Raw genomic sequence first — 13,801 nt, 5'->3', positions numbered from 1 at the left:
ACGGACCGTCCATTGCCGTGGACGCCGACCGGCCGGGATGCTGCCCGGATGAGAGCGACAGCCAGGAAGAACATGTCCCGCCGGTCCCTGCTGCGCGGCATCGGCGGCGCCGGGACCGCGGCCCTGCTCGCCGGGTGCGGGGTGCCCGCCGCCTTCGTCGAGGAGGGGGACCGGGCCGCCGCCCGGGACCTCTCGGCCCGCGACCGGGTCCTCGACTTCGCCAACTGGCCGCTCTACATCGACACCGACGAGGACGAGGCGTCCCGGCGCCCCACCCTGGAGTCCTTCCGGAAGCGGACCGGGATATCCGTCCGCTACACCGAGGAGATCAACGACAACGACGAGTTCTTCGGCAAGATCAGCCCCTCCCTGATGAACCACCAGGAGACCGGCCGCGACCTGATCGTCCTCAGCGACTGGATGGCCGCCCGCTTCGTCCGCCTCGGCTGGGTCCAGGAGATGGACCGCGCCGCCCAGCCGAACGTCACGGCCCACCTCGACCCGCAGCTGCGCTCGCCCGCCTTCGACCCCGGCCGGCTGCACACCGTGCCCTGGCAGTCCGGCATCACCGGCATCGCGTACAACCGCCGGAAGCTGGGCCGGGAGCTGCGCTCGGTGAAGGAGCTGTGGGCCGACGACCTGCGCGGGAAGGTCACCCTGCTGTCCGGGCTCGACGAGTCCTTCGCCCTGCTCATGATGGGCGAGGGCGTCGACGTGACCCGCTGGAGGGAGGACGACTTCCACGCCCTGTGCGAGCGGGTCGAGCGGCTCGTCCGCGCCCGGCACATCCGCCGCTTCACCGGCAACGACTACATCAAGGACCTCTCCTCCGGCGACGTCCTGGCCTGCCAGGCGTACTCCGGGGACGTCATCCAGCTCCAGGCCGACAACCCCGACATCGAGTTCGTCGTCCCCGAGGAGGGCGCCGAACTCTGGGCCGAGTCCCTCATGGTCCCCAACCTCGCCCGGCACAAGGCCAACGCCGAGAAGCTGGTCGACCACTACTACGAGCCCGAGGTCGCCGCCGAACTCGCCGCCTGGGTCAACTACGTCTGCCCCGTCCCGGCCGCGCAGCAGGTCCTCGCGGACTCCGGCGACGAGGAACTGGCCGCGCTCGCCGAGGATCCCCTGATCTTCCCCGACTCCGCCATGCGGAGCAGGCTCGCCATCGCCCGGGACATCACCGCCGAGGAGCGCCTGACCTTCGCGAAGAAGTGGAACTCGATCGTGGGGCTGTGAGCCGGACCGGGCATGACGGAGACGTGCCTCAACCCCCTTGCCGCGTAAGGCCTGTTCCTCGCCCGGGTTGTTCACGACGCCGAGGAGCTCGCGTACGGGCCGCGCCGGCTCCGGGAGGACCTGCCCGCCCTGCGCGAGCGGTTCCCGGGGGTGCCGGAGGGGGTGTGGCGGGCGGTCGGGAAGGTCGGCGCGCGTGAATGCGCCGCGGCCGTGGGGGTGATGGGCATGATCGTCGGCGCCGTCGCCGTCGCCGGGGCGCGCTCCGGCGGGCGTTCCGCCTTCTGTCAGGGCGCGGTCGACGGCTTCGGGCTGCACGGCCTCGTCCACCTCGCGCAGGCGGCGGCCGTGCGCGGCCGGACGCCCGGCTCGGTCACCTCGCCGCTCGTCCTCCCCGTGCCGCGGCCCGCCAGGGCCCGGGACGTGGTGGCGGGGCTCGCCCTCGCGGCCGGGGCGACCGTGGTCGCGCACGGTGCGGGACGGCGGCCGGCCCGCGCTTTTTGAACGCGTTCCAAAAAACGCCACCCCCGCTTTTGAACACGTTCAGAGCGGGCGTACGCTACCCCCATGAGCGACACGAACGGGCCGAGAGCCCTTCTCAAGCGCATCCGCAGCTGGCTGGTCCTCTTCGTCGTCTGTCTGGTCCTGAGCGGGCTCACCGCCTTCCCGCTCGTCACCGAACTCCGGCTCCTCGACTCCGCGTTGACCGGCTGGGCCGCACCCGTAGCCGACGCCCTCCCCGGGCTCGCCGAGTGGATCCACCGGGTGCGGGGCGGCCTGGAGACCGCCGACCGGGACGCCCCCTACCTCCTCTACGGCAACGACTGGCTGGCCTTCGCCCACCTCGTCATCGCCGTCGCCTTCTACGGCGTCTGGCGCGACCCCGTCCGCAACGTCTGGGTCGTCGAGTTCGGCATGATCGCCTGCGTCGGCATCATCCCGCTCGCCCTGATCTGCGGCCCGATCCGGGACATCCCCTTCTGGTGGTCGGTCGTCGACATGTCCTTCGGCGTCTTCGGGATCCTGCCGCTGCTCCTCGTCCGGCGGCTGATCAAGCGCCTGGAGGCCGTCACGGCGACGGCGGCGGCTCCGGAGGCCGTACCCGCGTAGCCGCCTCGCGGACCGCCGCCGCCACCCGGTCCAGGGGGACGCCGGTGGGGACGGTCACGCCGAGCGCGGCGACCGGCCCCGCCGGGCCGCGCAGCGGGGCCGCCACCGTCACCTCGCCGAGCCGGTGCTCCTCCGCGCAGACCGCGAGCCCCGCCGCGCGGATCCGGTCGAGCTGCCGGGCCAGCACTCCCGGCACCACCACCGTGTGGCGGGTGTGACGGGGAAGCTCCCTCGGGGGAGCGGCGAGCCCGGGAAACTCCGCCGGGGGAGCGGTCAGCAGCACCTTCCCGTACGCCGTCGCGTGGGCCGGCAGCCGCTCCCCGCTCACCAGGCACAGCACCCCGCCGGCCGCCGGTCCCTGGAGCACCGCCACGTCCGCGTGACCGCCCGTCCGGGCCCCGAGCGCCCGCAGCGCGGGCAGCGCCGCGTCCAGGAGGCCGCGCGGACAGGGCGCCGCCGTGCCCAGCGCCCGCAGCCGCAGTCCCAGCCGGTACGTGCCGTCCGCGCCCCGCTCCAGACCGCCCCAGGCCACCAGCTCCCGCACCATGCGCAGCGCCGTCGGTGCCGGGAGCCCCGTCCGCGCCGCGATGTCGGTGAGCCGCAGCGTCACCGGGCCGCCGTCCCCGGAGGCGCCGCCGCTCCCGGAGGCGCCGCCGCTCCCGGAGCCGCCCCCGCCCTCGAAGGCGCCCCCGCCCTCGAAGGCGTCGAGCACCGAGAAGAGCCGCCCCGCCACGCTCCCGCCCATGTCCCGGCCGTGCCTTTCACTCAGTGGAAGCCCGGCCTTCCCGCTCCGGCCCGGCCCGTACGAGGCTCAACGCATGAACCTCGGTCTCGCTTCCGACGCCCTGCTCTCCACCACCCGCGCCGTCCGCCACCGGCTCGACCTCACCCGGCCCGTGCCCCGCGCGCTCCTGGAGGAGTGCGTCGACCTCGCCGTCCAGGCCCCCACCGGCCGCAACCGGCAGCGCTGGCACTTCGTGATCGTCACCGACCCGGCCCGCCGCGCCGTCCTCGCCGACCTGTGGCGGGCCTCCCTCGCCGTGCCCGGCGCCCACCAGCCGCTGCCCGACCGGGACGTGCGCCGGGCCGAGGTCGCGCCAGGCGTGATGGACCGGGTCTACTCGGGCGTCGGACACCTGCACCGGCACCTGCACGAGGTGCCCGCCTACGTCATCCCCTGCGTCGAGGGCCGGACCGAGGGCGCCTCCGTCACCCACCAGGCCGGCACCTGGGGCTCGATCCTGCCCGCCGCCTGGAGCTTCATGCTCGCGGCCCGCGAGCGCGGCCTCGGCACGGTGTGGACCACCGGGAACCTGCCCCTGGAGAGGGAGTTCGCACGCTTCCTCGGCATCCCGTACGAGGAGGTCATGCAGGCCGCGTTCATCCCGGTCGCGTACACGATCGGCACCGACTTCAAGCCCGCCCGCCGCATCCCCCGCGAGCAGGTCCTCCACTGGGACGGATGGTGACCGGGCCCCGTACGCCCCTACGGCTTGCGGCCCACCGCGCCGAGCTGTGCCACCACGTCGCCCTCCGTCGAGCGCCAGCGGGAGCAGGAGACGATGCCCGGGGCGAGGAGGTCGAGGCCGTCCAGGAAGGAGGCGAACTCGGCGCGGGTGCGGGCGGTGATCGGCGGGGTCGCGTTCTCGTTCCAGAAGGCCATCGCGGCCTCGTTGCCCTCGCCGCCGAGCTCCGGCTCCAGGGTCGGGTGGGTGAGGACCAGGAAGCTGCCGGAGGGGACGGCGTCCATCAGGGTCCGCACGATGGAACGGGCCTTGTCGGTGTCCATCACGAAGTTGAGGATGCCGAGCATCATCACCGCGACCGGCCGGGAGAGGTCGAGGGTGGCCGAGGCCGCCGCCAGGATCCGCTCCGGGTCGTGCGCGTCGGCGTCCACGTACTCGGTGACGCCCTCCGGGGCGCTCGTCAGGAGCGCACGGGCGTGGGTGAGGACGATCGGGTCGTTGTCGACGTAGACGATCCGGGCCTCGGGGGCGATCCGCTGCGCCACCTCGTGAGTGTTGTCGGCGGTCGGCAGACCGGTGCCGATGTCCAGGAACTGCCGGACGCCCTCCTCCGCCGCCAGGTGCGTCACCACCCGGCCGAGGAACGCCCGGTCCGCGCGCGCCACTTCGCCGATGCTCGGGTAGAAGCCGGTGACCTGCGCGCCGACCGCCCGGTCCACCGGGTAGTTGTCCTTGCCGCCCAGCCAGTAGTTCCAGACGCGGGCGTTGTGGGCGATGTCGGTGCGGATGCGGTCGTTGACGCTGTCGCTCGTCGGCTCGTTCACTTCAGAGGTCCTCTCGCAGGACGGCGGCGAGGGCGTCGACGCGGTTCGTGGTGATCGCGTCCGCCCCGTTCATGATCAGCTTACGCATGGTGCGCTTCGTGTCCGCCGTCCAGGCCGACAGGAGCAGCCCGTCCCGGTGCACCCGCTCGGCCAGCTCCCGACTCACCAGGCCGAAGCGGTAGTTGAGCCAGCGCGGGCGCACGGCGTCGAGGAGCGTGCGGCGGGGCGGGGCGAGCGTGGTCCAGGTCAGGGCGATCTCGGCGGCCGGGTCGGCGGCCCGCACCTGGAGCATGGCGACGGTCCCGGCGCAGTAGTAGACCCGCTCCCCGGCCCCGCACTCGCGGACCGTGCCGACGATCTTCCGGACCGATCGCTCGTTCCCGCCCGGCAGGTCCAGCATCAGCCGGTGGTCCCCGGCGGTGAGCAGCGCCTCCCGCAGGGTCGGCACCCCGCCCGCCGTCGCCTCCTCCAGCTCCGCGTACGAGAACGCGGAGAGCGCCCGGTCCCGGCCCCACAGGCGCTTGAGGGTGTCGTCGTGCAGGAGGACGGGCACTCCGTCCCGCGTCAGCCGCACGTCGACCTCGACCGCGTCCGCGCCCCGTTCGATCGCGGAGGAGATCGAACGGAGCGTGTTCTCGCGGAAGCGGTACGGGTCGCCCCGGTGGCCTACGACAGTGACGGATCGCATGGGGCCATTGTGGCCGGGGAGCACCGCCCGTGTCGTCGGCGCGGGGTCCGACGGCCCGTGTCGTCAGTGCTTCAGCGCGCCAGCCAGTCCTCGGTGTACGCGTCGATCTCGCCGGTGATCCGGGCCTTGCCGGCCGCGTCCAGGAAGGAGGCCTCCACCGCGTTCCTGGCGAGGGCGGCGAGACCGCGCTCGTCGAGGCCGAGGAGACGGGCGGCGACCGCGTACTCGCTGTTCAGGTCGGTGCCGAACATCGGCGGGTCGTCGCTGTTGACGGTGACGAGGACCCCCGCGTCCACCATCCGCCCGATCGGGTGCTCGTCGAGGGTGGCGACGGCCCGGGTGGCGATGTTGGAGGTCGGGCAGACCTCCAGGGCGATGCGGTGCTCGGCCAGGTACGCGAGGAGCTCGGGGTCCTGGACGGAGCTGGTGCCGTGGCCGATGCGCTCGGCGCCCAGCTCGCGGATCGCGTCCCAGACGGTCTCCGGCCCCGTCGTCTCGCCCGCGTGCGGGACGGAGCGCAGTCCGGCCGCCCGGGCCCGGTCGAAGTACGGCTTGAACTGCGGGCGCGGCACCCCGATCTCGGGGCCGCCGAGGCCGAAGGAGACCAGGCCCTCCGGGCGCAGCCCGTCGGTCGTGGCGAGCCGCGCGGTCTCCTCCGCGGCTTCCAGCCCGGCCTCGCCGGGGATGTCGAAGCACCAGCGCAGGACCGTGCCGAACTCGGCCTCGGCCGCCTTGCGGGCGTCCTCGATCGCGGCCATGAAGGCGCGCTCCTCGATGCCCCGGCGGGTCGAGGAGTAGGGGGTGATGGTCAGCTCGGCGTAGCGGATGTTCTGCCGGGCCATGTCCCGGGCGACCTCGAAGGTCAGCAACCGGACGTCCTCGGGGGTGCGGACCAGGTCGACGACCGACAGGTAGACGTCGATGAAGTGCGCGAAGTCGGTGAACGTGAAGTAGTCGGCCAGCGCCTCCGGGTCCGTGGGGACCTTGGAGTCCGGGTGACGGGCCGCGAGCTCGGCGACGATCCGGGGCGAGGCGGAGCCCACGTGGTGGACGTGCAGCTCGGCCTTGGGAAGGCCCGCGATGAAGGGGTGCAGATCGGTCATCGGGTCATCGTAGGCCGGACGGTTCCCCCGCAGGAGTGAGGTCGTAGCATGACGTGACCACGATGGGGGAGGCCCATGTCTGACAACCGAGACCAGCAGCCGGGCGGGTACGACCCGGCGGACCCGTGGGCTCCGCCGAACCGCGACGGGGTGGAACTGAGCAAGCCGGCGGAGTCGTCGCCCCCGCCGGTGCACGACCAGCAGACGGTGACGTCGATGCCGGCGGCGCCCGGCCCCGGCGGCGACGTCCCGCCGCCCCCGGTCGCGCCCGGCGGCCCGGCGGCGCCCGGCGCGTACGGCTATCCGGCGGACACGTCCGGCGGCTACGGCTACCCGGCGGACACTTCCGGGGGGTACGGCTACCCGACGGCCCCGGGCGCCCAGGCGCCCCTGGCGACCTCCGGATACGGCTATCCCGGATACCCGGGATACGCCGGCCAGCCCGGCTGGCAGCAGCCCCCCTCCAACGGCACGGGCACGGCCGCGATGGTGCTCGGCATCATCTCGGTCGCGGGCTTCTGCCTGTACGGCCTGGGGGCGCTCCTCGGCATCCTGGCCCTGATCCTCGGCATCGTCGGGGTGAAGAAGGCGGGCCGGGGCGAGGCGACGAACCGGGGCATGGCGGTCGCCGGCATCGTGCTCGGCGCCATCGGCACCCTGATCGGCGCGGTCTTCCTCGCCTTCCTCGTCTGGGCGATCAACCAGGACCCCTCGACCTTCGAGGACTCCGGCTACGAGGACGACCCGTTCGCGTCGTCCCTGGTGGTGGAGAACACCCGCTGAGGACCCGTACGCACGGGGAAGGGCCCCGCACCGGAGACCAACCGGTGCGGGGCCCTTCCCCGTGGCGTCAGGCGCCCCGGAGCCGCTCCCGCGCCTCCATGAGGGCGAAGCCGAGCAGGTTGAGGCCGCGCCAGCGGGCCGGGTCGTGGGCGCCGGGGTCGGTCGTGGCGAGCCCGATGCCCCAGATCCGGTCCACCGGACTGGCCTCCACCAGGACACGGTCGCCGGTGCCGAGCAGATACGCGCGCAGGGCCCCGTCCGAGGAGAACTTGTGGACGCTCCCCTCGACGACGATCCCGAACCGCTCCCGCGTCCACACCGCGTCGTCGAAGTCCCGCACGAGCCGGCCCGCCTTCTTGGCCTCGGCGGGGGTACGGGCGTCCAGCGCGGCCCGCTCGGCGTCCGCGTCCCCGAAGAGCCGCGCCTTGCCGGCCATCATCCAGTGCTCGGCCGTCGCGTACGCCACCCCGTCCACCGTGAAGGGGGACGGCCACCACTGGCTCAGACAGCTCGCGGAAAGGCGTCCGTCCGGATGCGGACGGTGACCCCAGAAGTGCAGCCACTTCACCGTGTCACCCCTGCTGACCTGCTGTGTCAGCTCCTCGATCGCGCTCATGCATGGGAGTCTGGCATCCGCCACGGACACTCCGTACGGAGATTTTCCGGCGACCTCGACACATGGTCGACCGAATCCGTCGCGTAACCAAAAGGCAACAACGGAATCACTTGTTGGGTAGTCGTCCCTCTGTCAGGATCGGCACTCAATTCGAGCTGGGACAACGGAGAGCGTCATGGGCAACCGCTTCCAGGTGACGGACCGCTTCGCGGACGGCGCACAGTACATCGACGGTCGGCTCCGCCCCGGAACGTCCGGCGAGGACCACGAGGTGATCGACCCGGCGACCGGGAAGAGCGTGTACACCTACGCGCTCGCCTCCACCGCCGACGTGGACGCGGCCGTGGCCGCCGCGAAGGCCGCCTTCCCCGGCTGGGCGGGCGCCACCCCCGGCGAGCGCTCCGACGCCCTGCACCGCTTCGCCGCCGTCCTCGCCGAGCGGGCCGAGGACTTCGCCCGCGTGGAGTCCCTCCAGTGCGGCAAGCCGCTGAAGCTCACCACCGAGTTCGACGTGCCCGGCACGGTCGACAACACCGCCTTCTTCGCCGGGGCCGCCCGCCACCTCCAGGGCCAGGCCGCCGCCGAGTACTCCGGCGACCACACCTCCTACGTGCGGCGCGAGGCCCTCGGCGTCGTCGGCTCCATCGCCCCCTGGAACTACCCCCTCCAGATGGCCGCCTGGAAGATCCTCCCGGCGATCGCCGCCGGCAACACGATCGTCCTGAAGCCCGCCGAACTCACCCCCCTCACCTCGTTGATGTTCGCGCAGGCCGCGACCGACGCCGGCATCCCCGACGGCGTGATCAACATCGTCAACGGCGCGGGCCGGACCGTCGGCGAGCACCTCGTCGGCCACCCCGACGTCGTCATGACCTCCTTCACCGGCTCCACCCCGGTCGGCAAGCGGGTCGCCGAGATCGCCACCGCCACCGTCAAGCGCCTCCACCTCGAACTCGGCGGCAAGGCCCCCTTCGTCGTCTTCGACGACGCCGACCTGGAGGCCGCCGCCCACGGCGCCGTCGCCGCCTCCCTCATCAACAGCGGCCAGGACTGCACCGCCGCCACGCGCGCGTACGTCCAGCGCCCGCTCTTCGACGCCTTCACCGCCCGCGTCGCCGCACTCATGGAATCCGTACGCCTCGGCGACCCCTTCGCCCCGGGCACCGACCTCGGCCCGCTGATCAGCCACGCCCAGCGCGACCGGGTCGCCGGCTTCGTCGACCGTGCCCGCGGCTACGCCACCGTCGTCACCGGCGGCGAGGCCCCCGGCGGGGACCTGGAGGACGGCGCGTACTACCGGCCGACCCTGATCACCGGCGCCGCGCAGGACAGCGAGGTCGTCCAGTCGGAGATCTTCGGCCCGGTCCTGGTCGCCCTGCCCTTCGACACCGACGACGAGGGCATCGCGCTCGCCAACGACACCCCCTACGGCCTCGCCGCCTCCGCCTGGAGCCGCGACGTCTACCGGACGGGCCGCGCCACCCGCGAGATCAAGGCCGGCTGCGTCTGGGTCAACGACCACATCCCGATCATCAGCGAGATGCCCCACGGGGGAACCCGGGCCTCGGGCTACGGGAAGGACATGTCGGTGTACTCCTTCGAGGAGTACACGCAGGTCAAGCACGTCATGTACGACAACACCGCGGTCGCCGCGAAGGACTGGCACCGCACGATCTTCGGGGACCGATAGCCGACCGTCGTCCGACCGGCGACGCAACCCTCCCGAAAGGGCACAGCGCATGGAGCAGTACGAGCCCGACAGCCTGTCCGCCGCGCAGCTCGCGGCGATACGCCGCAGCATGACGAGCGGCCGGGGCGCCCTCAGCCGCCGTTCGATGCTGCGCGCGGGCGGCGTCGGCGCGCTCACCGTCGGCGGCCTCGCGTCCCTGAGCGCCTGCGGCATCCCGCCCGCCAAGCGGGAGGGCCCGGGCACCGCCTCCACGGACGACTCGGCCAAGGAGAAGACCGTCGCCTTCTCCAACTGGACCGAGTACATGGACGTCAGCGAGGACGAGAAGTCCCGCCCCACCCTGGAGGCGTTCCAGAAGCGCACCGGGATCAAGGTCAAGTACACCGAGGACATCAACGACAACGTCGAGTTCTTCGGCAAGATCAAGCCGCAGCTCGCCGCCGGCCAGGACACCGGCCGCGACCTCATATGCGTCACCGACTGGCTCGCCGCCCGCATGATCCGGCTCGGCTGGGTGCAGAAGCTCGACCCCTCGAACCTGCCCCACGCCTACACCAACCTCTCCGCCCAGTTCCGCAACCCCGACTGGGACCCGGGCCGCGCCCACTCGTACCCCTGGACCGGCATCTCCACCGTCATCGCCTACAACGTGAAGGCGACCGGCGGGAAGAAGGTCGACTCGGTCACCCAGCTCCTGGACGACCCCTCCCTCAAGGGCCGGGTCGGCTTCCTCACCGAGATGCGCGACACCGTCGGCATGACCCTGCTCGACCTCGGCAAGGACCCCGGCGACTTCACGGACGCCGACTTCGACGCGGCGGTCGGACGCCTCCAGAGGGGCGTCGACAAGAAGCAGATACGCCGCTTCACCGGCAACGACTACACGTCCGACCTCGACAAGGGCGACATCGCGGCCTGTCTCGCCTGGGCCGGCGACATCATCCAGCTCCAGGCGGACAACCCCGACATCCGCTACTCCATACCGGCGGCCGGCTACATCACCTCCACCGACAACCTGCTGGTCCCCGCGCAGTCCCGGCACAAGACCAACGCCGAGAAGCTCATCGACCACTACTACGAGCTCCCCGTCGCCGCCCAGCTCGCCGCGTACATCAACTACGTCTGCCCCGTCGACGGGGTGAAGGACGAGCTCGCCAAGATCGACCCCGAGCTCGCGGACAACACGCTGATCCTCCCCGACAAGGCCATGGCGAAGAAGTCGCGCGCCTTCCGCTCGCTCACCGGCGCGGAGGAGACGGCGTACGAGGAGAAGTTCGCCAAGCTCATCGGCGCCTGAGTCCGGCCCCGTCCACCCCCTCTCACTCCCCGGGACCACGACCCATGACTGACAAGACTGCTCACACCGGAAAGAACACTGGCGGCGGCGACGTCCGTCTCACCGGGATCAGCAAGACGTACGGCTCCTTCACCGCCGTCCACCCGCTCGACCTGACCGTCCCGCAGGGCTCCTTCTTCGCCCTCCTCGGCGCCTCCGGCTGCGGCAAGACCACCACCCTGCGCATGATCGCCGGCCTGGAGGACCCCAGCACCGGCACCGTCTTCCTCGGCGACACCGACGTCACCGACCTCCCGCCCTACAAGCGGCCGGTCAACACCGTCTTCCAGTCCTACGCGCTCTTCCCGCACATGGACATCACCGAGAACATCGCCTTCGGCCTGCGCCGCCGGGGCATCAAGTCGGTCAAGAAGCAGGTCGACGAGATGCTGGAGCTCGTCCAGCTCGGCGACAAGGCCCGGCACAAGCCGCACCAGCTCTCCGGCGGCCAGCAGCAGCGCGTCGCCGTGGCCCGCGCCCTCATCAACCACCCGCAGGTGCTCCTCCTCGACGAGCCGCTCGGCGCCCTCGACCTCAAGCTGCGCCGCCAGATGCAGCTGGAGCTCAAGCGGATCCAGACCGAGGTCGGCATCACCTTCGTGCACGTCACCCACGACCAGGAGGAGGCCATGACCATGGCCGACCAGGTCGCGGTGATGAACGGCGGCCGGGTCGAGCAGCTCGGCGCCCCCGCCGACCTGTACGAGAACCCGCGGACCACCTTCGTCGCCAACTTCCTGGGGACCTCCAACCTGATCGAGGCCGAGGTCCTGGAGACCGGCTCCACCGGCTCCGACGTGCTCGTCACGGCGGGCGGCGGCAAGCTCAGGGTCCCCGGCGAGCGCTGTACCCCCGCCGTCCGCGCGGGCGGCAGGCTGCTCGTGGGCGTCCGCCCCGAGAAGATCTCCCTCACGCACGCGGACGACGCCGGCGCGATAGCCGACGGCCGCAACCGCGTCACCGGCCGGATCGCCGACTCCTCCTTCATCGGCGTCTCCACCCAGTACGTGGTGAACTCGCCCGCCGGGGCCGAACTCCAGGTGTACGAGCAGAACATCGAGCGCGACACGCGGCTCGTCCCGGGCGCCGAGGTGGTCCTGCACTGGAACCCGGCGCACACGTTCGGACTCGACGCCGATCAGTCCCTGCTTGCGGGGACAGTGGGCGACGCGGGCGTGGAGAGCGTGGAGGACGCCGGATGAGCGCCCCGACCCTCACGAAGGAGACGCCGGAATCGGTGGAGGAACCGGTTCTGCGCAAGCCCGCCACCCGCAAGCGGCTCGTCCCCTACTGGCTGCTGCTCCCCGGCATCGTCTGGCTGCTCGTCTTCTTCGCGCTGCCGCTGGTCTACCAGGCCTCCACCTCGGTCCAGACCGGCTCCCTCGAAGCCGGCTTCCGGGTCACCTGGCACTTCCCGACCTACTGGGAGGCCCTCCAGGAGTACTGGCCGCAGTTCGTCCGCTCCCTGCTCTACGCCGGGACCGCGACCGTCCTCTGCCTGCTGCTCGGCTACCCGCTCGCGTACCTGATCGCCTTCCGGGCCGGCCGCTGGCGCAACCTGGTCCTCGTCCTGGTCATCGCCCCCTTCTTCACCAGCTTCCTCATCCGGACCCTGGCGTGGAAGACGATCCTGGCCGACGACAGCATCGTGGTCGACGCCCTGAACGCGCTGCACGTCCTCGACGTGACGAGCTGGCTCGGCTGGACCGAGGGCGACCGCGTGCTCGCCACCCCGATGGCGGTGGTCTGCGGCCTCACGTACAACTTCCTGCCCTTCATGATCCTGCCCCTCTACACCTCCCTGGAGCGGATCGACGGGCGGCTCCACGAGGCCGCGCAGGACCTGTACGCCTCCCCGGCCACCACCTTCCGCAAGGTGACCTTCCCGCTGTCGATGCCCGGCGTCGTCTCCGGCACCCTGCTCACCTTCATCCCGGCGAGCGGCGACTACGTCAACTCCGAACTGCTCGGCTCGACCGACACCAAGATGGTCGGCAACGTCATCCAGTCGCAGTTCCTGCGGGTCCTCGACTACCCGACGGCCGCCGCCCTCTCCTTCATCCTCATGGCGATCGTCCTGGTCATGGTCACCGTCTACATCCGCCGAGCCGGAACGGAGGACCTCGTCTGATGCGCTGGATCCGCAAGAACCTCGTCGTCGTCGCGGGCCTGCTGACGCTCGCGTACATGATCCTGCCGAACCTCGTCGTGATGGCGTTCTCGTTCAACAAGCCGAACGGGCGCTTCAACTACTCCTGGCAGACGTTCTCCCTGGACGCCTGGAAGGACCCCTGCGGCGTCGCCGACATGTGCCAGTCGCTGTCGCTCTCGCTCCAGCTCGCCGCCTGGGCCACCCTCGGCGCCGTCGCCCTCGGCACGGCGATCGCCTTCGCGCTGGTCCGCTACCGCTTCCGGGCGCGCGGCGCGATCAACTCGCTGATCTTCCTGCCGATGGCGATGCCCGAGGTCGTCATGGCCGCCTCGCTGCTCACCCTCTTCCTCAACATGGGGATCGAGCTGGGCTTCTGGACGGTTCTGATCGCCCACATCACCTTCTGCCTGTCGTTCGTCGTGACGGCCGTCAAGGCCCGGGTCATGTCCATGGACCCGCGCCTGGAGGAGGCCGCCCGCGACCTCTACGCGGGGCCCGCGCAGACCTTCCTGCGCGTCACCCTGCCGATCGCCGCCCCCGGCATCGCCGCCGGCGGACTGCTCGCCTTCGCGCTCTCGTTCGACGACTTCATCATCACCAACTTCAACGCGGGACCCTCCACGGTCACCTTCCCCATGTTCGTCTGGGGCTCGGCGCAGCGCGGAACACCCGTTCAGATCAACGTCATCGGCACCGCGATGTTCGTCCTCGCGGTACTGGTGGTCATGGCCGGACAGATCATCACGAACCGGCGCAAGAAAACAGCAACAGCCTGAGCGAAGGCCGCCCAGGCACCG

Annotated in this window: 15 protein-coding genes; 10 read left to right on the top strand and 5 right to left on the bottom strand. The window is 71.7% G+C overall.

The genetic code is table 11. The features are described 5' to 3' along the window. Positions 1-72: 72 nt before the first annotated feature. From ACIQD7_RS32305 to ACIQD7_RS32295, 3 genes are all read left to right on the top strand, one after another. Positions 73-1,239 carry a PotD/PotF family extracellular solute-binding protein gene (locus ACIQD7_RS32305; protein ID WP_202528074.1) on the top strand — a complete coding sequence of 389 codons (1,167 nt, stop codon included), beginning with the start codon at positions 73-75 and terminating at the stop codon, positions 1,237-1,239. A 51-nt stretch (positions 1,240-1,290) separates the two neighbouring features. Next, on the top strand, positions 1,291-1,740 hold the full coding sequence (locus ACIQD7_RS32300) for an HXXEE domain-containing protein (RefSeq protein ID WP_402446621.1): 450 nt from the start codon (positions 1,291-1,293) through the stop codon (positions 1,738-1,740). A 63-nt stretch (positions 1,741-1,803) separates the two neighbouring features. Continuing rightward, positions 1,804-2,346: a hypothetical protein gene (locus tag ACIQD7_RS32295; RefSeq protein ID WP_121834066.1), complete on the top strand. Its 543-nt coding sequence runs from the start codon at positions 1,804-1,806 to the stop codon at positions 2,344-2,346. Here ACIQD7_RS32295 and ACIQD7_RS32290 read toward each other — a convergent pair. Beyond that, the gene (locus ACIQD7_RS32290) at positions 2,306-3,091 is read right to left on the bottom strand and encodes an IclR family transcriptional regulator (protein WP_402446548.1); all 786 of its coding nucleotides are present in this window, start codon (positions 3,089-3,091) and stop codon (positions 2,306-2,308) included. The genes ACIQD7_RS32295 and ACIQD7_RS32290 overlap by 41 nt on opposite strands. A gap of 73 nt (positions 3,092-3,164) precedes the next feature. Here ACIQD7_RS32290 and ACIQD7_RS32285 point away from each other — a divergent pair, with 73 nt between their 5' ends. Then, positions 3,165-3,815 carry a nitroreductase family protein gene (locus ACIQD7_RS32285; protein ID WP_391164672.1) on the top strand — a complete coding sequence of 217 codons (651 nt, stop codon included), beginning with the start codon at positions 3,165-3,167 and terminating at the stop codon, positions 3,813-3,815. 17 nt (positions 3,816-3,832) lie between these two features. Here the strand turns inward: ACIQD7_RS32285 and ACIQD7_RS32280 are convergent, their stop codons facing one another. The 3 genes from ACIQD7_RS32280 to ACIQD7_RS32270 form a co-directional block, all read right to left on the bottom strand. Next, on the bottom strand, positions 3,833-4,636 hold the full coding sequence (locus ACIQD7_RS32280; protein ID WP_402446543.1) for an SAM-dependent methyltransferase: 804 nt from the start codon (positions 4,634-4,636) through the stop codon (positions 3,833-3,835). A 1-nt stretch (position 4,637) separates the two neighbouring features. Then, positions 4,638-5,324, bottom strand: coding sequence for a glycerophosphodiester phosphodiesterase (locus ACIQD7_RS32275; RefSeq protein WP_402446540.1), 687 nt, complete (start codon positions 5,322-5,324; stop codon positions 4,638-4,640). 71 nt (positions 5,325-5,395) lie between these two features. Continuing rightward, entirely contained in the window at positions 5,396-6,427 is a 1,032-nt protein-coding gene (locus tag ACIQD7_RS32270) for an adenosine deaminase (protein ID WP_402446537.1), read from the bottom strand. Between the two features lie 75 nt (positions 6,428-6,502). On the opposite strand from ACIQD7_RS32270, the gene ACIQD7_RS32265 reads away from it, so the two are divergent. Further along, entirely contained in the window at positions 6,503-7,210 is a 708-nt protein-coding gene (locus tag ACIQD7_RS32265; protein ID WP_402446534.1) for a DUF4190 domain-containing protein, read from the top strand. A gap of 67 nt (positions 7,211-7,277) precedes the next feature. On the opposite strand, the gene ACIQD7_RS32260 is transcribed toward ACIQD7_RS32265, so the two are convergent. Next, a complete protein-coding gene (locus tag ACIQD7_RS32260) occupies positions 7,278-7,826 on the bottom strand; it encodes an NADAR family protein (RefSeq protein WP_402446531.1) in 549 nt (182 codons plus the stop codon). A gap of 175 nt (positions 7,827-8,001) precedes the next feature. On the opposite strand from ACIQD7_RS32260, the gene ACIQD7_RS32255 reads away from it, so the two are divergent. Genes ACIQD7_RS32255 through ACIQD7_RS32235 form a run of 5 tightly spaced genes read left to right on the top strand, consistent with a single transcriptional unit; the run spans position 8,002 to position 13,780 of the window. Then, a complete protein-coding gene (locus ACIQD7_RS32255) occupies positions 8,002-9,516 on the top strand; it encodes a gamma-aminobutyraldehyde dehydrogenase (RefSeq protein ID WP_402446528.1) in 1,515 nt (504 codons plus the stop codon). A 49-nt stretch (positions 9,517-9,565) separates the two neighbouring features. After that, a complete protein-coding gene (locus ACIQD7_RS32250; protein WP_402446525.1) occupies positions 9,566-10,813 on the top strand; it encodes a spermidine/putrescine ABC transporter substrate-binding protein in 1,248 nt (415 codons plus the stop codon). A 44-nt stretch (positions 10,814-10,857) separates the two neighbouring features. Continuing rightward, entirely contained in the window at positions 10,858-12,054 is a 1,197-nt protein-coding gene (locus ACIQD7_RS32245; RefSeq protein ID WP_402446523.1) for an ABC transporter ATP-binding protein, read from the top strand. Continuing rightward, positions 12,051-12,983: an ABC transporter permease gene (locus ACIQD7_RS32240; RefSeq protein WP_402446521.1), complete on the top strand. Its 933-nt coding sequence runs from the start codon at positions 12,051-12,053 to the stop codon at positions 12,981-12,983. The genes ACIQD7_RS32245 and ACIQD7_RS32240 overlap by 4 nt, the downstream gene beginning before the upstream one ends. Beyond that, entirely contained in the window at positions 12,983-13,780 is a 798-nt protein-coding gene (locus ACIQD7_RS32235) for an ABC transporter permease (RefSeq protein WP_121833133.1), read from the top strand. The genes ACIQD7_RS32240 and ACIQD7_RS32235 overlap by 1 nt, the downstream gene beginning before the upstream one ends. The last annotated feature ends 21 nt before the right edge of the window (positions 13,781-13,801 follow it).

The organism is Streptomyces sp. NPDC093071 (assembly GCF_044754545.1).
GTDB lineage: Bacteria > Actinomycetota > Actinomycetes > Streptomycetales > Streptomycetaceae > Streptomyces.
The sequence above is the reverse complement of the archived record's forward strand: the minus strand, read 5'-3'. Positions and strand labels throughout refer to the sequence as shown.